This is a genomic window from Micromonospora sp. NPDC047793 (genome assembly GCF_040642635.1).
Lineage (GTDB): Bacteria > Actinomycetota > Actinomycetes > Mycobacteriales > Micromonosporaceae > Micromonospora.
Genome location: NZ_JBEYSG010000004.1, coordinates 84,045 through 104,287, shown reverse-complemented (window position 1 = coordinate 104,287; position 20,243 = coordinate 84,045). Strand labels below are relative to the sequence as shown.

Here is a 20,243-nt window from a genome sequence, read left to right as displayed (position 1 = left end):
GGAGAGGCTGTCGACCAGCCGCAGCGGCCAGCTGATCTGCAATAGCGATACTCAGGGTCAGGCGGTGGCGCGCTCGACGAGTTGGGTGTCCAGGACGATGTGCGGATCGGGGATCTGGTCGCCGCGGATCCGGGCCACCAGCAGGCGGGCCATCTGCCGGCCCATCTCGTCGACCGGCTGGAACACCGAGGTGAGCGGCGGGTTGGCCTGTCGGGCGATGGGCGCGTCGTCGAAGCCGATCACGGCCACGTCCTCCGGTACGCGGCGGCCGGTCTCGCGCAGCGTCCGCATCGCGCCGAAGGCCATCAGGTCGGCGGCGACGAAGACGGCGTCCAGGTCGGGGCAGCGGTCCAGCAGCTGCCGCATCGCGGTCGCCCCGCTCTCCTCGCTGAAGTCGCCGTACCCGATCAGGTCAGGGTTGACGCCGAAGCCGGCGGTGCGGACCGCGTCCCGGTAGCCGGCGAGCCGGGCCAGGCCGGCGCCCATGTCCTGGGGGCCGGCGATGGTGGCGATCCGGCGTCGCCCCCGGGCGGCGAGGTACTCCACGGCCTGCCGCGCGCCGCCGGCGTTGTCCACGTCGACGAAGGAGGCGGGTTGGGCCTCGGGGTGCAGCATCCGGGCCGGGCGTCCGCCCAGCACGGTGGGCAGCCCCCGCTCCTCAAGGAGGGTGGGCAGCGGGTCGGAGTCGTGCAGCGACAGCAGCAGGACCCCGTCGACGTGCTGGTTGGTGAGGTGGTGCTCGACCCGTTCCCGCTCCAGCGGCGACTGGGCCATCGCCAGCCAGAGCTGCAACGGCGTCTCCAGCAGGACCGAGCTGATCCCGCGCACGATGCCGGCGAAGAACGGCTCGGCGAAGATGCGCTCACCGGACTCGCTGACCACCAGGGCCACCGAGTCGGTGCGTTGGGTCACCAGGGCCCGGGCCGCGCGGTTCGGCACGTACCCCAGCTCGGCGATTGCCTGCTGCACGGCGGCGCGGGCTTCGGGACTCACCTGCGGGGAGCCGTTGACCACGCGGGAGACCGTGCCGCGGCCGACTCCGGCGCGGGCGGCGACCGCGTCGAGGGTCGGGCGCCCGAGCGACCGGGTGCGCTGCGTTGTCATCGTCTGCTCCTCCGACATGGGCGGACCCGGCACCTGGTTCAGCGATGGTGCCGGGCCACCCGTTACTGGCTGGCCGTCGCCTTATTGTGCGGCCAGACCGTTGCGTCGGATCACCTCCGCGTACCACCTGGCGCTGGACTTGGGGATACGAGTCTGGCTGTCGTAGTCGACGTAGATCATCCCGAACCGCTTGGTATAACCCCAGGCCCATTCGAAATTATCCAACAGCGACCAGGCGAAGTATCCCCGCAGGGGCACGCCGGCGCTGATCGCCTCGTGCGAGGCGCGCAGGTGGGCGTCGAAGTACGCCAGCCGGTCGACGTCGTCGACCTGGCCGTCGATCACCGCGTCGACGAACGCCGAACCGTTCTCGGTGACGTAGAGCGGCAGGTCGGTGTACTCCTCGTGCACCCGACGCAGGGTCTCCACCAGGCCGGGAGCGTCGATCTCCCAGTTCATGTCGGTCACCGGGAAGCCCCGGGTGACGAACCGGACGTTCTCGCTGCCCGGCCAGGTGGACGGGGCCCGCCAGTACTCCTCCGGGTCCTCGCCGGGCACCGGCGCGGCCACCACGTGCCGGCTGTAGTAGTTGATGCCGACCACGTCCAGCGGGGTGGAGATGACCGCCAGGTCCCCGTCGTGGACGTGCGCGAAGTCGGTCACCTTCGCCAGGTCCGCGACCAGGTCCTCCGGGTACGACCCGCGCAGGATCGGGTCCAGGAAGAACCGGTTGGCCAGCCCGTCGATGCGCCGGGCGGCGTCCAGGTCGCCGGGAGCGTCGCTGGCCGGGGTCACCGGGTACAGGTTGACGGTCACGCCGAGCTGGGCGCTCGGGATGGCCGCGCGCAGCGCCTGGACGGCGAGCCCGTGGCCGAGCATCAGGTGGTGTCCGGCGCGGACCGAGTCGGCACCGTTCTGGCGGCCGGGCGCGTGCACGCCCGAGCCGTACCCGAGGAACGCCGAGCACCACGGCTCGTTGAGCGTGGTCCAGTACTTCACCCGGTCGCCCAGCGCCCCCGCCATGAGCTGCGCGTAGTCGGCGAACCGGGCCGCCGTGTCGCGGGCCGGCCAGCCACCGGCGTCCTCCAACTCCTGGGGCAGGTCCCAGTGGTAGAGGGTGAGCCACGGCTCGATGCCGTTGGCCAGCAACTCGTCGACCAGCCGCTGGTAGAAGTCCACCCCCTCGGCGTTGGCCGGGCCCGTGCCGCCCGGCTGCACCCGCGGCCATGACACCGAGAACCGGTACGACTTCAGCCCCAGCTCGGCCATCAGGCGAACGTCGTCCCCGAGCCGGTGGTAGTGGTCGCAGGCGACGTCGCCGGTGTGCCCGGCAACCGTCCGGCCCTCGGTGTGGCTGAAGGTGTCCCAGATCGACGGGGTACGGCCACCCTCGCTCGCCGCGCCCTCGATCTGGTAGGCGGCGGTGGCCGCGCCCCAGAGGAAGTCGGACGGGAAGGTCAACGGCGCGCGTTCGTCGAGGACGCCCACCGCGGGTGGGATGGCGGGGTTGCTCACGACTTGACAGCACCTTCCATGATCCCGCCGATGATCTGGCGGCCGAACAGGATGAAGACCAGGACCAGTGGCAGGGTGCCGACCGCCGTGGCGGCGAAGACCTGGGAGTAGTCGGTGTAGTAGGCGTACGAGAGGAAGGAGAGCGAGACCTGGAGGGTCGGGTTCTCCGGGGTGAGGATCGCGTACGGCCAGAGGAAGGAGTTCCACGTCTCCATGAAGGTCAGCAGACCCAGCACGGCCGCCGCCGGACGCAGCGCGGGCAGCACGATGTTCCAGTAGATCCGGAACGTGCTGGCACCGTCGACCCGACCGGCCTCGATCAGCTCGTCGGAGATCGCCTGGCTGGCGTACTGCCGCATCATGAACACGCCGAACGCGCTGACCAGGAACGGCACGGTGACGGCGTACAGGGTGCCGAACCAGTTCAATTCCTGCATCATGCCCCAGAGCGGGATGATGCCGAGCTGGGTCGGGATCATCATGGTGATGACGATCATCAGCAGCAGGATGTTGCGGCCCCGGAAGCGCAGCTTCGCGAAGGCGAAGCCGGCCAGCGAACCGGTGAGGACCACCGACAGGGTGACCACCGAGGAGACGATGATCGAGTTCATCAGGCCGGTGAGGAAGTTGGCCGCGTCGTTGTCGAGGACGCGCCCGAAGTTGTCACCGAAGGCACCGCCCGGGGTGAGCGGCGGCGGTACGTCGTTGATCGAGTCCAGGGTGCGCGTCCCGATCACGATCATGTAGTAGAACGGGTAGATCGACAGCAGCGCCGCCAGGACGAGCGCCATGTAGGTCAGCGGACTGGTGCGCCACAGGCGCCGGGAAGCCGAGGTCACAGCTCTCTCCTCACTTGGCCGAACGGCGGACGAGTAGGAAGTTGAGCAGCGACATCAACGCGATGATCAGGAAGATCGCCCAGGCGACGGCGGCGCCGTAGCCAGCGGTGTTGAGGTTCTCGATGCCCTTCTCGTACATGTACATCGCCAGGGTCTGGAACTCCCGCTGGTTACCGCCGAGGATGCTGCCGTTGGCGAAGAGCAGCGGCTCGGTGAAGAGCTGCATGCCGCCGATCGTGGAGAGGATGATCACGAAGATCAGGGTGGGGCGGACCATGGGGACGGTGATCTGCCAGAACTGCCGCCACGGGCCGGCGCCGTCGATCGAGGCGGCCTCGTAGAGGTCCTTCGGGATGGCCTGCATCCCGGCGAGCAGGATCAGGGTGTTGTAACCGACCCAGCGCCAGTTGACCATGGTCGCGATCGCGGTCCAGGAGCTCCACCGCTGACCGTCCCAGTCGATGTTGTCGACGCCGACGAAGCTGAGCAGCCAGTTGATGAGGCCGAACTCCCGCTGGAACAGCATGCCGAAGACGATCGCGACGGCGGCCACCGAGACCACGTTCGGGATGAAGATCGCCAGCCGGAAGAAGGTCTTGGCGCGCAGCAGGGTGCTGTTGAGCAGGTTCGCCAGGAAGAGCGCGAGCAGCAACTGCGGGATGGTCGACAGCGCGAAGATGCCGAACGTGTTGTAGAGCGCGTTCCAGAAGTAGTCGTCCTTGATCAGGGCGGCGTAGTTGTCGAGCCCGATGAACGTCTGGTCGCCGATCATGTCCCAGTCGTGCAGGGACATCCAGGCGGTACGCAGCATCGGGTACAACCCGAAGATGCCGAAGATCAGGAAGAACGGCGCGATGTAGAGGTACGGGGAGTACTTCAGATCCAGGCGGTTGAGCAGGAACCCGCGCCGACGCGGGGGCTCGGAGCCGGGTGGTGTGACGTTCGACGGGGGGGCCGTCGTGGCCGAGAGGCTCATGATTTTCCTTTCCCGGCGGGAGCCCTTCCGAGGGGGCCCACGCGCAGGGTGCAACCCAGACGGGGACCGACCGGTGGCGCCCGGGGTAGTCCCCGGACGCCACCGGTGGGAAATCACTGTCAGAAGGCGCCCTGGATGGCGGCGTCCTTCACGAACTGCTCCCAGGCCTTGTCCTTGTTGGCCTGCCCGTTCTCGAACGACCGCAGGGCCGGCTCGAGCGCGTTCTCCTTGACCGCCTGGTGCTTCGGGCCGAGGTGAACCGGCTCGATCTTGGCGACGCTCTCACCGAAGATCTTGCCGGTCGGCGCGTCGCTGAAGTACTCGTTGGTGTAGCTGAGGAACGCCTCGTCCTTCAGCGCCTCCAGGTTGGTGGGCAGCGGGCCCTTGAGCTTGAAGGCGTCGACCTGGCTGGTGGCCTTGGTCAGGAACTCGGCGAGCTTCGCCGCCTCCTTCTGGTGCGCGCTCTGCTCCGGCACGGCCAGCCACGAGCCGCCCCAGTTGCCGCCGCCGCCCGGCACGGCCGCGACGTCCCACTTGCCCTTGTTGGCCTCACCCGAGTTGTCCGCCACGATGCCGAGCATCCAGGACGGGCAGAAGGTCGCCGCGAAGGTGCCCTGCTTGAAGCCGCCCGACCACTCCGGCGACCAGGTCGCCGCCTTGGCGGAGATGTCCGACATCGAGGTCGCGGTGTCCCACGCGGCCTTCACCGCGGGGCTGGAGTCCGCGATGATGTTGTTCTCCTTGTCGTAGAACAGGTCGCTGCCCTGCTGGAACAGCACACCGTTCGAGACCGCGGTGATCGAGTCGATGAACGCCTTGCCGGTCGCGTCCTTGTACTTCTTACCGGCCTGGTGGAAGCCGTTCCAGTCCGGCCAGAGCGCCGAGACCTGGTCACGCTCGGTGGGCAGGCCGGCGGCCTGGAACAGGTCCTTGCGGTAGCAGACCGCGAGGCTGCCGACGTCGGTCGGCAGACCGATCAGGCGCCCGTCGGGAGCCTTGCCCAGCTCCCACTTCCAGGGCAGGAACTCCTTGGAGTGGTCCTCGACGAGCGGGTTGAGGTCGACCCAGTTGCGCGGGTTGGCCTTGAACTCGTTGAGGATGCCCTCCTCCAGCGCGGTGACGTCCGCCGCGCCCTTGCCGGTGGCCAGGTACCGGACCAGCTTCGGCCGGTACTCGCCGAGCTGCGCGGTCTTCCGCAGCTCGATCTTGATGCCGGTCTCCTGCTCGTACTGCTTGACGAGCTCGTCGTAGCCGAACTCGCCGAAGGTGTCGACGACCAGCTTGGCGGGCTTGCCGCCCTCGCCCGTGTTGCTGTCGTCGCTTCCGCAGGCCGCGAGACCGCCGACAGCGGTGACCGCCGCCAGCGCGCCTGCCGCCAGGCGGGTACGCCGCGTGGTGAGGCTCATCCTGACCCCTCTTTCAGTGGTGAGGCTGGTTTATGTGTGGTGGGGGGTGCCGCAGCGCCATCCGGCACCGACCTGGTCTGTCGGTGTCGGGCGCTCGGGGCGGGACTGTGATCCACGCCATCTTGGGAACGCTCCCATGAGATTGCCGGGAGGTATCCGGAGTGTCAATAGCCCGCTGGGAGCGTTCCCAGATCGTTACCGCGAAAATGTTTACCCCGCGCTCACGAACGAAGCGCGGGGCTGCTCAACGTGATCGCTGAGTAACGAATCAGCAGAGTCGGCGCAGCAGCGTGCTGACCCTACCTGCGTCGAAGGCGTCCGGGTCGAATCCGGGACCCACCCATTCCCGCATCGCCCGGTGCTCCGGGTGGCCGGGGTCGCTCAGCGCGGCGAGCAGCAGTAGGTAACCCTGCGGACCGCCGACGTCCTCCGGCGGCCCGGCGCGCTCACCGTCCAGGCAGATCGGGTAGCGCTCGTCCGGATCGGCGGCGAAGGCGTCCTCCACCACCAGGTCGTGCTCCCACCAGTCACCGAAGTCGTACGTGTAGTGGAACCGGGCGCCCTTGCCCACCGCCGCGTCCAGGCGTACGTCCAACTCGTCGTGCACGCCCAACTCGCCGTCGGGGTCGGGTTCGCCGTACTGCACCCCGTCGATCTCGAACGAGTGCAGGTGGCAGTCGCGCCACCCCATCGCGTGCTGTACCACCCGGTGAACACGGTCGAGGGTGTAACCACCGGGCACCAGGACCCGTCGCCAGATCGTGGGACGCAGCCCGGACAGCGACATCCGCAGCGTGAAGATCTGACGTGACATGCTGCGTCATCCTCCCCCGGCATAGGCTGCCAGCATGATCTGCCGAGCGTGCCGGACACGGCGGCACGACGAGTGTCCGGGCCGTAACTGGTGCGACTGCCAGCACCGTACCCCTCGCCCCACCCCTCCGGTCACCGGTCCGGCCGGCGAATGACCGTCGGACTTCCGATCCACGCACTCTGGCCCGAGCCGTCACCCGGGCCGGTCGACGACGACGCGCTGACCGCCCTCTACCGGCGTGCCGACCGACCGCACCTGCGGATGAACTTCGTGACCAGTGTCGACGGCGCGGTCAGCCTCGACGACTACTCCGCCGGGCTCTCCGGTGAGCCCGACAAGCGGGTGTTCGGGCTGCTGCGGATGCTCTGCGACGCGCTGCTGGTGGCCGCCGGCACGCTGCGCCACGAGGGCTACCGGGCGATCCGGCTCGACGAACGCCGTCGTGCCTGGCGGCGGAGGCACGGGCTGACCGAGTACCCGACCCTGGTGGTGGTCTCCGCCAGCGGACGACTCGACCCGGAGCAGGCCGCCTTCGCCGACGCCCCGGTACGCCCCCTGGTGCTCACCCGGTCCGACGCCGTCCCACCGACCGGGCTGTCCACCGTGGCCGACGTGGTGCCCTGCGGCGACGACCGGGTCGACCTCGTCGCCGGCCTCGCCGAGATGCGCCGACGCGGGCTCGACCAGGTGCTCTGTGAGGGCGGCCCGCACCTGTTCGGCGCGCTCACCGCCGACGACCTGGTCGACGAGGTCTGCCTGTCGGTCGCCCCACTGCTCGCGGGCGCGGGCGCGGGTCGGATCACCGCCGGTGACCCGAGTCCCGCCCGACACCTGCCACTGCGGCACGTGCTGCACGCCGCCGACGGCACCCTGCTGCTGCGCTACGCCCGAGGCTGACGCCACCGGGGCGAGTTGCCGTAATCCGCCACGTAGCCGCAGGTCGGCTCACTACCGTGAACCCGGATCGGCAACTGCCGGGAGGCGGGGCGTTGGCACACGAGGTGGTCGAGCTACGGGTGCACGGTGTCTCCGGCACCTCCGCCGAGTCGCTGCTCGACCATCCCGTGGTGATCCGGGTCGCCGGAGACACGAACGCCGGGTTCTACCGCCCCCGCCCCGGCTTCGGGATCAGCGACCGGCCGGGCGGGATGCACGTGGAGGCGTACCGCTGGGGTGCGCTCACCGCGGGCGGCGCGGTGCGTACCCTGTCGCTGCTCTTTCTGCTGCCCTTCATGCTGGTCAACCTGGCGGTGTGGGCCCGGCCGCCGACCGGCGGCAGCGGCAGCCCCATCGGTCCGCTCTGCCGTCTGCTCGCCGCCACCCTGACGGTCGCGTTCGTTCTCTCCATCGTCGGCGTGACCGTGGACATCGTCGGCTGGCAGTGCACGCCCTACGAACCCTGCGTGCGGAACCGCCCGTACCTGTCCTGGCTGTCGTACCTGCCGCTGGGACCGCGCCTGGCGCTGCTCGCGCTGGTCCCGATCGGTGCGCTGCGGCTGCTCTGGTGGCTCGGCGAGCGGTCCGCCCGGGTCTTCGAGGCGTTCCCGGCCGCACGCGGCCAGGACCGGGGCGGCGACGGGGAGGACCGGATCGACAGTCCGGGTTTCTGGAACGACGCGCTCGTGGTGCAGCGGCTGCGCGCCATCCACCGGGCGGTCGGGCTGGGCACCCTTGACGTCATCCTGCTCGGCGCACAGATCAACATCTTTCCCACCCCGATCGCGTACGTGCTGTTCGTGGCGGCCTGGTTGCTGCTCGCGGCCTGCGTGGTATTGCTCACGATGCCCGCTCGCCGGGTCGGCGACGGGCAGGGCCGGGGACCGGTGGACTTCCGGGGCATCCGCCCGGTGCGGGTCGTGGCCACCGGGCTCACCGTGCTGGCGCTGATCTACACCGTGATCCCGTTGGAGCCGCCCCCGCCCCGTGAGCAGTTGCCCGGTTACGAAGGGGCGGTGGCCGCCTTGGTCGCGGTCCAGGCCGCCCTGCTGGCCGTTCTCACCGCCGCCACGCTGCACCAGCGACGACACGGCGCGGGGAAGGGCACGTCCTGGTTGAGCGGGCTGGCCGCGCCGGTGCTCGCCGCGGCGGCGATCGCCGCCGCGTACGGGTTCTCCGCCGCCCTGGTCTACCGGGTCGCCGACTTCCTGGACCGGGGCGAGATCCCGAACCCGGCCCGGCCGAACCTGCCCGGCGCACCACCGCTGGAACCACCCGTCTCCTACCGGTGGGCCGCGCTCGCCGGCCTGGTGGCGATCGTGGTGGTGGCCGCCACGACCATGTGGCGGGTGCTGAGCAGCCGACGCCGACGACGTCGGATGGCCGAGGAGGTCGTGCGGCGGGACTTCCCCGACGTGCCGCCGGAGGCCGTGAACCGACGCCGGGCCGTCCGCGAGGTGGTCGCCCGGGCCGCGATCGCCGAGCAGCTCACCCCGGCCTTCATCGTCTTCCTGGTGCTCTCGCTGATCGGCGTGGCCGCGGTGGGGCTCGACCTGATCGGCATCGGACCGTCGGACCTGAGCCGACGGATGATCCACACCGACGGCACGGCGACCACGAACCTGGCCATCGCCACCGACGTCGGGATGTACGTGATCGGGCTGGTCGGCCTCGGCATCCTGGTGCTCGGGGTGCTCTCGTACCGGTCCGAGGAGACCCGGCGCACGGTGGCGGTGATCTGGGACCTGGGCACGTTCTGGCCGCGTACGGTGCATCCGTTCGCGCCGCCCTGTTACGCCGAGCGGGCCGTGCCGGAGCTGGCCAAGCGGGTCACCGCACTGACCGCCCGGGGCGACGTGGTGCTCTCCGGGCACAGTCACGGCTCCGTCCTCGCCGCCGCCACGCTGCTCCAGTTGCCGGACTCGGTACGGCAGCGGGTGGCGTTGCTGACCCACGGCAGCCCGCTGCACCGGCTCTACGCCCGCCTCTTCCCCGCCTTCCTCGGCGACGCGACCCTGCACGAGCTGGGCGACCGGATCGGCTGGCGGTGGGTGAACCTGTGGCGCGACACCGACCCGGTGGGCGGGCCGATCTTCTCCGCGCACCACCCGGGCGAGCGTCCACGCGTGTCGGGGCCGGCCGGTACGGTCGACCGTCGGCTCCGCGATCCCCGCGCGGTCGTCGTCGACCCGGACGACACCGTCCCGCCCCCGATCGACCAGCACTGGCCATACCACACCGACCGGGGGTACGAGGCGGCCGTGCACGAGCTGGCCGGGCGGCTCGACCCGACCGGGCAGCCGCCACGACGACACCGGTAGGCGGCCACCGGCACGCAGGGTCCACGGTCGGTCGCCGTACGCGCCCGGCGGGTGGCCGGGGCGTGGTCTCCGCCGCGTCGCGTGGCGGCCTGTCGTACTCCTCCGGCAGGATGCAGGGCGTGTGTGCCGACCGCGACGACCAGCCGACCGGAGCCGTCTGATGACTGACCAGGGGATCCACCGCCCGGGCGAGCTCGACGGCCCGCGCGAGGGGGTCGACCCGGGCGGGCTCGACGGCCCGGGTGAGGGGGTCGGTCGGGTGCTCGGCACCGCCGACGCCACGCCGCTGCAGTTCTGGACGGCGGTCGCCCCCGGCAGTTACCTCCAGCTCGACGACGTGGTGGTGACCCGGCGGGAGCTGCCGGACCGCGAGCCGGTGACCATCGCCGGGGTGGTCACCCAGGTCCGTGCGCGGCACGAGGGCGCACAGTTCGACTCCGACGTGTTCGCCATCGCCGACGGCACGCTGCCGGCGCAGGTGCAGGAGGCAGCGGAGATCACCACCACCCGGGTGGACCCGGAGTTCTACGTGCCGCCGCACCCGGGCGCGGTGGTGCACCGGGCCGAGGGGGACGCGCGCGCCCGGGCGCTGCACTTCGACCGGATGGAGCGACGCGTCCCGATGGGCACCGGGCGCGACGGGGTGCCGGTCTACCTCAACGCCGACTTCCTCGACGGCACCCGTGGCGCCCACGTGTCGATCTCCGGCATCTCCGGGGTGGCCACCAAGACCAGCTTCGCCACCTTCCTGCTCTACTCGGTGTTCCGCTCCGGCCAGCTCGGCGGGGACGCGGTCAACGCCAAGGCGCTGATCTTCAACGTCAAGGGCGAGGACCTGCTCTTCCTCGACCACCCGAACGCCCGGCTGGACGATCCCACCCGGGCCGCGTACGCCCGGCTCGGCCTGGTCGCCGACGCCTTCCCGGACGTCCGGGTGTACGCCCCACCCAGGGTCGGCGACTCCTCCGGCACGCCCGACGTACACAACCGCCTGACCGGGGTGGACAGCTTCTACTGGACGCTGACCGAGTTCTGCGAGAAGCGCCTGCTGCCGTACGTCTTCGCCGACGCCGACGACGAGCGGCAGCAGTACACGATGGTGGTGCACTCGGTCGCCGCGCACCTGGCCCGCTACGCCCAGCCCGCCGACGGCGGGGTCAGCGTCGACGGGGTGCGCCTGGGCACGTACGCCGACCTGGTCGACCACATCGTCGAGCAGCTCAGCGACGACGAGACCCGCAGCGACTGGGCGGGCAGCGCGGTCGGCCTGGGCACCGTGAACGCCTTCGCCCGGCGGCTGATCGGCAGCAAGAAGGACCTGTCCCGGTTGATCCGGGGCGACCTGGCGACCCGCCGCCCACACTCGATCAACACCGCCGAGTCGGCCCAGGTCACCGTCGTCGACCTGCACAACCTGCCGGATCGCGCGCAGCGCTTCGTGGTCGGCGTGACCCTGAAGACCGAGTTCGACAACAAGGAGAAGCAGGGCGCCAAGCCGCTGCTCTTCGTGGTGCTCGACGAGTTGAACAAGTACGCCCCCCGCGAGGGCTCCTCCCCCATCAAGGAGGTGTTGCTGGACATCGCCGAGCGGGGCCGCTCGCTCGGGGTGATCCTGATCGGCGCGCAGCAGACCGCCAGCGAGGTGGAGCGGCGCATCGTCACCAACTCGGCGATCCGGGTGGTCGGACGGCTCGACCCGGCCGAGGCGTCCCGCCCCGAGTACGGTTTCCTGCCCCCGGCGCAACGGCAGCGGGCGCTGCTGGCCAAACCCGGCACGATGTTCGTCAACCAGCCCGACATCCCGGTGCCGCTCTGCCTGGAGTTCCCGTTCCCGGCCTGGGCGACCCGGGTCTCCGAGGCCGGTGCGGCACCGTCGCAGACGTTGCGCTCGATCACCCAGTCCGCCGACCCGTTCGCCGTGGTGGGTTCCGGCGGCGGCAGCGCCGACGACGACATCCCCTTCTAGACGACATCGTCTTCGCCACGAGGAGAGGGCTACCCGTGAAGATCCTGCACACCTCGGACTGGCACGTGGGCAAGGTCCTCAAGGGGCAGTCCCGGGCCGAGGAGCACAAGCAGGTGCTGGCCGGTGTCATCGACATCGCCCGCCAAGAGCGGCCCGACCTGGTCGTCATCGCCGGCGACCTCTACGACACCGCCGCGCCGACGGCGGAGGCGACCCGCCTGGTCACCCGCGCGTTGACCGCGCTGCGCCGCACCGGCGCCGACGTGGTGGCCATCGGCGGCAACCACGACAACGGCGCGGCGCTGGACGCGCTGCGCCCGTGGGCCGAGGCCGCCGGCATCACCTTGCGCGGTGCGGTCCGCGAGGATCCGGCCGAGCACGTCGTGGACGGCACCACCGCCGACGGGGAACGCTGGCGGCTGGCCGCGCTGCCGTTCCTGTCCCAGCGGTACGCGATCCGCGCGGTGGAGATGTACGAGTTGACCGCCGCCGAGACCAACCAGACGTACGCCGACCACCTGGGCCGCATCCTCACCCGGCTCACCGAGGGTTTCGACGAGCCGGACCGGGTGCACCTGGTCACCGCGCACCTGACCGTGGTGGGCGCGAGCACCGGTGGCGGTGAGCGGGACGCGCACACCGTGCTCGGGTACGCCGTGCCCGCCACGGTCTTCCCCGGCACCGCCCACTACGTCGCGTTGGGGCACCTGCACCGCGCCCAGCGGGTGCAGGGGCCGTGCCCGATCCGCTACAGCGGCGCCCCGCTGGCGGTGGACTTCGGCGAGCAGGAGAACGTCCCGTCGGTGACCCTGGTCGAGGTGACCGCCACGACGGCGGCACGGGTCCGGGAGGTGCCGGTCGCGGAGGCGACGGCGCTGCACACGGTACGCGGCACGCTGGCCCAGCTCGCCGAGATCACCGCGCCGGAGGGCTGGCTGCGGGTGTACGTCCGCGAGCAGCCCCGGGCCGGGCTGCGGGAGGACGTGCAGGAGCTGCTCCCCCGCGCGTTGGAGATCCGCATCGATCCGGAGCTGGTGCCCGCGCCGGGCAGCGGCACCCGGGTCGCCCAGCGGGCCGGCCGGTCGCCCCGCCAACTCTTCGCCGACTACCTGGACAACCGGGGGCACGCCGACGACGGAGTCCGGGAACTCTTCGACGAGCTGATCGAGGAGGTCGAGCACTGATGCGGCCGATGCGGCTGGACATGGCGGGCTTCACCGTCTTCCGGGACGAGACCACCGTCGACTTCACCGACGCCGACTTCTTCGCCCTGGTCGGGCCGACCGGTTCGGGCAAGTCGACGGTGCTCGACGCGATCTGCTTCGCGCTTTACGGCACGGTGCCGCGTTGGGGTGGCGCGCGCGGGCTCGGCAACGCGCTGGCCCCGTCGTCGACCGAGGCGCGGGTCCGGCTGGTCTTCGAGTCCGGCGGGGCCCGCTACGTGGCCACCCGGGTGGTGCGCCGGGACAGCCGGGGCAACGCCAAGACCGCGAACGCCGGTCTGCAACTGATGCCCGACGGTTTCGACGTCACCAAGCTGGACACCGGGCTCAGCCCGGAGGACCTGGGCGAGGTGGTCGCCGGTACGCCGGCCGAGATGGAGACCGCCGTGCTGGAGGCGGTGGGTCTGCCGTACGAGCAGTTCACCAGTTGCGTGGTGCTGCCACAGGGGCAGTTCGCCGACTTCCTGCACGCCCGTCCCGCGACCCGGCAGCAGATCCTGGTCAACCTGCTCGGTCTCGGCGTCTACGAGCAGGTGCAGCAGCGGGCCACCGCCCGCGCCGGGCAGGCCGAGGCCAGACTGGAGACGGTCGACCAACTGCTGGCCGGGCTCGCCGACGCCGACGACGCCACGTTGGCGCAGGTCACCGACCATGTTGGCCGGATGCGGGAGTTGGCGGAGGCGGTGGCGGCAGCCGTACCGGAGCTGGACGCGGCGCGGGCGACGGTGCGCGAGGCCGGGTCGGCGCTGGCGGCGCTGGACGCCGAGTTGACCGTGCTGGGCGAGGTCCGGGCGCCGGACGGGGTGGCCGAGGTGGCCCGGGCGGTGGACGCCGCGCGGTCCGAGGCGGACGCGGCGGCGGGCGCGGTGTCGCTGGCCGAGGAGCGTGAGGAGAAGCTGCGCGGGGAGTTGGCCGCCGCCGGTGACGAGAGCGCGCTGCGGATGCTGCTGCGCGCGTACGCCGACCGGGACCGGCTCGCCGCCGAGGCGGAGCAGGTACGCGCCGTGGTGCGGACCGCCGGTGCCGAGCACGAGGCGGCGGCCGGCGCGCTGGCCGAGGCGCGGGCGGCGACCGACCGGGCCGAGGCGGAGTTGGCGGCGGCGTTCCAGGCCCACGAGGACGCGAAGGCGGCCGACCAGGCGGCGGCGTTGCGGGCGCACCTGAGCGACGGCGACTCCTGCCCGGTCTGCGAGCAGACCGTCGCCCAGGTGCCGGCGATGCCCGCCGGTTCGGCGGTGGCGCAGGCGGTCGCGGCCGGCAAGGCGGCGCGGGCGGCCAGCGAGGCGGCCAAGCGGCTGCTGGCCGAGCGCGACTCGGCCGCCCGGGACCTGGAACGGGTGCTGTTGCGGGCCCGCGCCGAGCAGGACGGCTTGCGGACCCGCCTCACCGAGGTGGACGAACGGCTGGCCGGGGCGGCCACCGCCGAGGCGCTGCGGGCGACGGTGGCCGAGCACGCGCGGCTGCGGCAGGCACTCGACGAGGCGGCGGCGGGGGTGCGGGCCGGTCGGGACACCGCCCGGCGGGCCCGGGGCACGCTGGACGCGGCACAGGAGCGCCTACGGTCGGCGTGGCGGCGTTTCGACGGGGTACGCGACGGAGTGGCCCGGTTCGGGCCACCGGCGGCCGACCGGGACGACGTCGCCGCCGCGTGGACGACGCTGTCGGAGTGGGCCGACGAGCAGGTGCGGCAGCGCCGGACGCAGCGGGCCGGTTCGGCGCAGTCGGTCGCTGCGGCCGAGGCGGTGGCCACCGAGGTCGCGGCCCGGATCGCGGGCATCTTCACCGCCGCCGGTCTGCCCGCTTCCGACGATCCGGTACGCGCCGCCACGGTCGCCGTGGAACGGGCCGAGGCCGACCTGCGCCGGCTGACCGAACGCCGCACCCAGGCCGAGGAGCTGCGCGCCCAGCGGGCCGAGCACGAACGCCAGGCGCAGGTGGCGCGGGCGCTGGCCGGGCACCTGCGCGCCAACAACTTCGAGCGGTGGCTGCTGGCCGAGGCACTGGACCTGCTGGTCGACGGCGCCTCGGGGATCCTGCGGGAACTCTCCGGCGGGCAGTACGACCTGGTCCACGACAAGGGTGAGTTCTTCGTCGTCGACCACTACGACGCCGGGCTGCGCCGGGGTGTGCGTACCCTCTCCGGCGGTGAGACGTTCCAGGCGTCCCTGGCCCTGGCGCTGGCGCTCTCCGAGCAGTTGGCCGGGATGTCCACCACGGCGGCCAGCCTGGAGTCGATCGTGCTGGACGAGGGCTTCGGCACCCTCGACGCGGCCACCCTCGACACGGTCGCCGCCACCCTGGAGAACCTGGCCGCCCGGGGTGACCGGATGGTCGGCGTGGTGACCCACGTGCCGGCCCTGGCGGAACGCATCCCGGTCCGCTTCGAGGTCCGTAAGGACGCCCGCTCGGCCCGCATCGAACGGACCGGCCGGTGAGCGCGAGGAGTGCAGCGCAGCGGAGCCCCGCAGTCGCGAACGAAAGGCGTGACCCCGTGAGCGCGAGGAGTGCAGCGCAGCGGAGCCCCGCAGTCGCGAACGAAAGGTTCGTCCCGTGAGCGCGGGACGGTTCTTCGTCGACGCGTGGGATCCGGCCTACGGGGCCTCGTTCGAGGCGTCGGCCGGACCGGCCGCGCCGAGCAGCGCCCAGGTGGAGGCGGACCACGAACTGCCGGTGGTGGACTGGCGGGCGATCGGCCCCCGGCCCGGGGTCCGCGCCCCGGACGTGGTGCTGCTGGTCGACGGGGTACGCCGGATCGACGCCAGCGTCTGGACGGCGGAGGAGGACGGCACCTCGTTCCCGGGCCTGGCCGCGTCGTACGCCGCCGGGGTGGTCCGGTGCGACCTGGAGCGGGGTGCGGCCCAGCTGGCCGGCGCCAAGGTGGGCCGGGGACTCTTCACGGCCAGCCCGTCCGCCGCCGACGTGGTCGCCGGCACCGTCCGCTATCCGGTGCACCGGGTCAGCGGCACCGGGGAGCTGGCCAAGCTGCCGGCCGCCGTGCAGGGGCCGCTGACCGCGCTGGAGGTGGAGGTCTCGTCCGCCGCGCGTACCGACGACGACCTGCTGGTGGTGGACGGACCGCTGCGCAACCGGCGGCAGTTGCCGCGCACCCTCGGTTACATCAAGACCCAGCACAGCCAGTATCTCGACGCCCGGCTCACCGCGGTGGTCACCGGGCTCGCCGCCGGGCACCGCTCCCCGGTGTTCCGTCTGGGCACCGCGTGGGGCGGCTGGGCGTGGTACGTCCGGCTGCCGGTGGCCGCCGGTGCGCCCTGGGCCGGGATCGTCCGGCTGGAGTGCTCGGCGGACCTGGAGATCGCCGAGGTGGTGCGGCTGGCCGACCTGTCGCTGGTCACCCTGCCCCGGTTCGCCTCCACTCCCTACAAGGACCCCCGCGCCCCGCAGAACCTGGTGCCGATCGCCGGGCTGGAACGGCTGCTGCGCTCCCGGTTGGGCGACTCCCGGCTGTTGCACCGCGCGTTGACCGCCGCCGCCCGGAGGGGTCGCTGATGGGTCGGCGGCGCGACGCCGACCGGATCACCGCGCAGGTCGACACCGGGCAGGCCGAGCTGGCACCCGACCCGGACCGGCCCGGGTCGTGGACGCTGCTGCTGGACGGCGCCCCGCAGTCGCATGTGGACCTGACCGACCCGACCCACCTGGAGTTCGAGTACGTCCGCCGGCTGGCCGCCGCGATCGACCTGGTCGCACCCGCCGGCGCGCCACTGCGGGTGCTGCACCTGGGTGGCGGTGCGCTCACCCTGCCGAGGTACGTCGCCGCCACCCGCCCCGGCTCGGTGCAGCGGGTCGTCGAGGTGGACGGTGCGCTGGTCGAGCTGGTCCGCCGGGAGCTGCCCTGGCGACCCGATGCGCGGGTGAAGGTCCGGGTGGACGACGCGCGGGCGGTGCTGGCCGCCGGGCGGGACGCCGGTTACGACGTGATCGTCGCGGACGTCTTCGCCGGTTCCCGGACACCGGCCCGGCTGACCTCGGTCGAGTACGCCGCCGAGGTGGCCCGGGTGCTCCGGCCCGGCGGTTGGTACCTGGCGAACCTGGCCGACGGCCCGCCGCTGCGGTACGCCCGTGGACAGGTCGCGACCGTCCGGGAACTGCTGCCCCGGGCCTGCCTGGTGGCCGACGCCGGGGTGCTGCGCGGGCGGCGCTACGGCAACCTGGTGCTGGTCGCCGGCCGTCAGGATCCGCCGGTGGCGGCGCTGACGCGGCGGGCCGCCGGCGACTGGTTCCCGGGCCGGGTGCTTGCCGGCGCGGACCTGGACCGGTTCGTCGGAGGCGTCCCGGCGGTACGCGACAGCGACGCCAGCGACTCCACACCACCCCCACCGGGGATTTTTTCCGTCCGCCGTTGATCCGTTCGGCGAGGCCCTCCGTACTACTCGGCAGCCATGCCCGTGGGGGGACGGCTTTCTGTCCATGGACATCCGGAGGTCTGCATGCATGCACTGGCGGTCGGTTGGCAGGGCGACCGGGTGCGGGTGGACTGGATGTCCGCTCGGTCCCAGTCGCGGCCGACCACGTCCGACCGTGGGGTCGACTCCCGCGCGACGTCTCGCCAGAATAGCCCGGTGACGCCGCGACCTGCCCCTGGCCGACACCAGGCCACGACGACCGAGGCCGCCCACTCCGACCAGTTGATCCGCACGCTCTACGCCGAACACGCCGGCCCGCTGCTGATGTTCGTGATGCGGCTGACCGGTGGGGATCGGCAGCGGGCGGAGGACATCGTCCAGGAGACGTTGCTGCGGGCCTGGCGCAACGCGCACCGGTTGGGCACGCAGGGACAGGGATCGCTTCGGCCCTGGCTGGTGACGGTGGCCCGCCGGATCGCCATCGACGAGCACCGCAGCGAGCAGGCCCGGCCGGCCGAGACGTACGACCGGGACCTGACCGCCTTCGCCGAGTCGGACAGCAGCGATCGGGTGTTGCGCTCGATGACGGTGGCGGACGCGTTGCGGACGTTGAGTCAATCGCACCGGGAGATCCTGGTGGCGACGTACTTCCGGGGCCGGACGGTGCCGGAGGCGGCCGAGGAACTCGGGCTGCCGTTGGGCACCGCGAAGTCGCGGGTCTACTACGCACTGCGCGCGCTGCGCACAGCTCTACAGGAACGGGGGGTGACGGAATGAGCCGGGTAGACCACATGGACGTCGCCGCGTACGCGCTCGGCGTACTGGACGAACAGGACATGGAGCGGTTCGAGGAACACCTCGCGACCTGCTGGGCCTGCGCCGCCGAACTGGAATCGATGGTGCCGGTGGTCGGGCTGCTCTCCGACATCGACGAGGAGTCGGTGACGGCGCTGGAGCAGACACACTCCGATCCGGTCCTGCTGGACCGTACGCTCGTGGCGTTGCGCAGCCACCGGCGCAAGGCCCGGTTCCGGCAGATCCTGGCGACTGCGGCGGCCGTGGTGGTGTTCGGCGGCCTGACCGGCGTGGTGTTCAGCAACCTGGCCGGTGACAACAGCGCGCCGCCCATCGCCGGGGGGCCGAGCAGCGCCCCGTTCGACCCGTCGGGCGGCGGCACCGGTAACCCGGGCCCCGGCGTCGGCGGCAACGAGCAGGAGGGCGAGCAGGTCGACGTCACCGACCCGAGCACTGGTGTCGAGGGCACGTTCTGGCTCATCGGCAAGGACTTCGGCACCAAGATGGACTTCAGCCTGGGCCGGCTGCCCGGTCCGCGCACCTGCCGTCTGGTCGTGGTCAAGAAGGACAACAGCACCGAGGTCGTCTCCACCTGGACGGTGCCGACGTCCGGGTACGGCACCAACAGCAACCCGACCCGGGCCGCCCTTTCCGCGACCACGTCGGTGCAGATGGAGGACATCAAGCACGTCGAGGTGCAGGAGGTGAACGGCAGGGGCACCGCCCGGTCGCTGCTGACCGTGCCCGCCCCCTGATCCGTACCGCGTGAGTGAAGGCCCGTCTCCGTTCGGAGGCGGGCCTTCATGGCGCTGGTCTGCGGATACGCACTCATACGCAGGTTCGGGCCGTCCGGTTCAACGGTCCGCTGTGAAATGAGCCACCGTTTCGCATTCAACCTTGACACTGTCGTCCCCGTATATCCCGGTGACTGTCAAGCATGAGGAGGGCACGTGGCACAGATCAAGCGGACCGTCATCGCTGTGAGCGCCGTGGGCGCCATGGTCGTACTTACGGCTTGCGCTCCCGCAGGCTACGACGGGACGAACGCCGGCGCGGTCGAGCCGGTCGCCGTTGCCGCGGCCGAGCCCACCGTGACCGCCGACCCGGAGGTCAGCGCGAACCCGGAGGCGAGCGCCACCCCGGGTGCCTCGGCATCACCCGGCGCCGAGGAGGCGAACGACGTTCCCCTGCCCGACGGCGTCGAGCTGACCGAGAGCCTCACCGGCAAGAAGTTCCCCCGGATGGGCAGCGCGGTCGTCAACCAGGACGGATTCCTCCTGTACCGCTTCGACAACGACACCAACGACCCGCCGGCCAGCAACTGCGAGGGCCAGTGCATCGAGGTGTGGCCGGCCGCGCTGACCGACGGCAACCCGAAGCTCAAGGGCGTCTCGGACGACGCGGTGGGCACCATCACCCGCCCCGACGGCACCCGTCAGATCACGCTCGACGGCTGGCCGCTCTACACCTACATCGGTGACAAGAAGCCCGGCCAGTGGAAGGGCCAGGGCGTCGGCGGTACCTGGTTCGTGGTGAACCCGGACGGCAGCAAGAACCTGGAGTGCCTGCCGAAGGGCACCCCGAAGGCGGTCTCCCCGCCCTCGAAGACCAAGTCGGACAGCGGCTCGGACTACTGATCCGATCCGTCACCGGTGGCCGGTCGCAGCCCGTTACGGGCGCGGCCGGCCACGGTCGTCTCTCAGGCAAGTCTGCGATATTCCTTTCCTCAGCAATGTTCCGATTGAGCCGAACAGCCGGTAGCACGTAGCCGAACAGCACGTACCTGCCCGCCCTGTCGGGCTGATACATTGCGACACGTCGCGCGCCCGGGCGTCGGCCACGCGCAACGGGCCGACCAGCCGCTCCGGGAGTCGACGAAGCTATCGGGGATTCTCCGGCATCGACCGGGGAGATAACGTGGGGATCTCGGCTTGTCTGCTGCCATTCTCCGGCATCGTGGTTCGTTCAAATCGGCCATAACAGA

Annotated in this window: 16 protein-coding genes; 10 read left to right on the top strand and 6 right to left on the bottom strand. The window is 71.6% G+C overall.

What is annotated here, in order from left to right; all coding sequences use genetic code 11:
• Positions 1-57: 57 nt before the first annotated feature.
• From ABZ738_RS10625 to ABZ738_RS10600, 6 genes are all read right to left on the bottom strand, one after another.
• Positions 58-1,104, bottom strand: coding sequence for a LacI family DNA-binding transcriptional regulator (locus ABZ738_RS10625; protein WP_176093100.1), 1,047 nt, complete (start codon positions 1,102-1,104; stop codon positions 58-60).
• Positions 1,105-1,185: 81 nt separating this feature from the next.
• Complete coding sequence (locus ABZ738_RS10620; RefSeq protein ID WP_131051773.1) at positions 1,186-2,619, bottom strand: GH1 family beta-glucosidase; 1,434 nt, start codon at positions 2,617-2,619, stop codon at positions 1,186-1,188.
• On the bottom strand, positions 2,616-3,458 hold the full coding sequence (locus tag ABZ738_RS10615) for a carbohydrate ABC transporter permease (RefSeq protein WP_357212371.1): 843 nt from the start codon (positions 3,456-3,458) through the stop codon (positions 2,616-2,618). The genes ABZ738_RS10620 and ABZ738_RS10615 overlap by 4 nt, the downstream gene beginning before the upstream one ends.
• Before the next feature lie 10 nt (positions 3,459-3,468).
• Positions 3,469-4,434: a sugar ABC transporter permease gene (locus tag ABZ738_RS10610; RefSeq protein WP_357212369.1), complete on the bottom strand. Its 966-nt coding sequence runs from the start codon at positions 4,432-4,434 to the stop codon at positions 3,469-3,471.
• A gap of 119 nt (positions 4,435-4,553) precedes the next feature.
• Positions 4,554-5,840, bottom strand: a complete 1,287-nt coding sequence (locus ABZ738_RS10605) for an extracellular solute-binding protein (protein ID WP_131051776.1) — start codon at positions 5,838-5,840, stop codon at positions 4,554-4,556.
• 268 nt (positions 5,841-6,108) lie between these two features.
• Positions 6,109-6,654 (bottom strand): plasmid pRiA4b ORF-3 family protein, encoded by a 546-nt coding sequence (locus ABZ738_RS10600; RefSeq protein ID WP_131051777.1) that lies wholly within the window; start codon positions 6,652-6,654, stop codon positions 6,109-6,111.
• A gap of 150 nt (positions 6,655-6,804) precedes the next feature.
• Here ABZ738_RS10600 and ABZ738_RS10595 point away from each other — a divergent pair, with 150 nt between their 5' ends.
• The 10 genes from ABZ738_RS10595 (at position 6,805) to ABZ738_RS10550 (ending at position 19,896) form a co-directional block, all read left to right on the top strand.
• Positions 6,805-7,551, top strand: coding sequence for a pyrimidine reductase family protein (locus ABZ738_RS10595; RefSeq protein WP_131051778.1), 747 nt, complete (start codon positions 6,805-6,807; stop codon positions 7,549-7,551).
• 56 nt (positions 7,552-7,607) lie between these two features.
• A complete protein-coding gene (locus ABZ738_RS10590; RefSeq protein WP_357212366.1) occupies positions 7,608-9,911 on the top strand; it encodes a hypothetical protein in 2,304 nt (767 codons plus the stop codon).
• 160 nt (positions 9,912-10,071) lie between these two features.
• On the top strand, positions 10,072-11,877 hold the full coding sequence (locus ABZ738_RS10585; RefSeq protein WP_236145592.1) for an ATP-binding protein: 1,806 nt from the start codon (positions 10,072-10,074) through the stop codon (positions 11,875-11,877).
• Positions 11,878-11,912: 35 nt separating this feature from the next.
• Positions 11,913-13,061, top strand: coding sequence for an exonuclease SbcCD subunit D (locus tag ABZ738_RS10580; RefSeq protein ID WP_131051780.1), 1,149 nt, complete (start codon positions 11,913-11,915; stop codon positions 13,059-13,061).
• On the top strand, positions 13,061-15,535 hold the full coding sequence (locus ABZ738_RS10575) for an SMC family ATPase (protein WP_357212363.1): 2,475 nt from the start codon (positions 13,061-13,063) through the stop codon (positions 15,533-15,535). Before ABZ738_RS10580 ends, ABZ738_RS10575 begins: the two co-directional genes overlap by 1 nt.
• Before the next feature lie 115 nt (positions 15,536-15,650).
• Positions 15,651-16,607 (top strand): hypothetical protein, encoded by a 957-nt coding sequence (locus tag ABZ738_RS10570; RefSeq protein WP_357212361.1) that lies wholly within the window; start codon positions 15,651-15,653, stop codon positions 16,605-16,607.
• Positions 16,607-17,464, top strand: a complete 858-nt coding sequence (locus tag ABZ738_RS10565; RefSeq protein WP_357212359.1) for a fused MFS/spermidine synthase — start codon at positions 16,607-16,609, stop codon at positions 17,462-17,464. The genes ABZ738_RS10570 and ABZ738_RS10565 overlap by 1 nt, the downstream gene beginning before the upstream one ends.
• 84 nt (positions 17,465-17,548) lie before the next feature.
• Positions 17,549-18,241, top strand: coding sequence for a sigma-70 family RNA polymerase sigma factor (locus ABZ738_RS10560; protein WP_357212357.1), 693 nt, complete (start codon positions 17,549-17,551; stop codon positions 18,239-18,241).
• On the top strand, positions 18,238-19,014 hold the full coding sequence (locus tag ABZ738_RS10555; protein ID WP_131052822.1) for a zf-HC2 domain-containing protein: 777 nt from the start codon (positions 18,238-18,240) through the stop codon (positions 19,012-19,014). Before ABZ738_RS10560 ends, ABZ738_RS10555 begins: the two co-directional genes overlap by 4 nt.
• A gap of 195 nt (positions 19,015-19,209) precedes the next feature.
• Positions 19,210-19,896 carry a hypothetical protein gene (locus tag ABZ738_RS10550; RefSeq protein ID WP_357212354.1) on the top strand — a complete coding sequence of 229 codons (687 nt, stop codon included), beginning with the start codon at positions 19,210-19,212 and terminating at the stop codon, positions 19,894-19,896.
• Positions 19,897-20,243: the final 347 nt, after the last annotated feature.

Excerpts from the sequence above, each read along its gene's own strand:
- ABZ738_RS10605 (WP_131051776.1), bottom strand. The coding sequence starts at position 5,840 with ATGAGCCTCACCACGCGGCGTACCCGCCTGGCGGCAGGCGCGCTGGCG.
- ABZ738_RS10565 (WP_357212359.1), top strand. The coding sequence starts at position 16,607 with ATGGGTCGGCGGCGCGACGCCGACCGGATCACCGCGCAGGTCGACACC.
- ABZ738_RS10625 (WP_176093100.1), bottom strand. The coding sequence starts at position 1,104 with ATGACAACGCAGCGCACCCGGTCGCTCGGGCGCCCGACCCTCGACGCG.
- ABZ738_RS10560 (WP_357212357.1), top strand. The coding sequence starts at position 17,549 with ATGCATGCACTGGCGGTCGGTTGGCAGGGCGACCGGGTGCGGGTGGAC.
- ABZ738_RS10575 (WP_357212363.1), top strand. The coding sequence starts at position 13,061 with ATGCGGCCGATGCGGCTGGACATGGCGGGCTTCACCGTCTTCCGGGAC.
- ABZ738_RS10555 (WP_131052822.1), top strand. The coding sequence starts at position 18,238 with ATGAGCCGGGTAGACCACATGGACGTCGCCGCGTACGCGCTCGGCGTA.
- ABZ738_RS10585 (WP_236145592.1), top strand. The coding sequence starts at position 10,072 with ATGACTGACCAGGGGATCCACCGCCCGGGCGAGCTCGACGGCCCGCGC.
- ABZ738_RS10610 (WP_357212369.1), bottom strand. The coding sequence starts at position 4,434 with ATGAGCCTCTCGGCCACGACGGCCCCCCCGTCGAACGTCACACCACCC.
- ABZ738_RS10595 (WP_131051778.1), top strand. The coding sequence starts at position 6,805 with ATGACCGTCGGACTTCCGATCCACGCACTCTGGCCCGAGCCGTCACCC.
- ABZ738_RS10600 (WP_131051777.1), bottom strand. The coding sequence starts at position 6,654 with ATGTCACGTCAGATCTTCACGCTGCGGATGTCGCTGTCCGGGCTGCGT.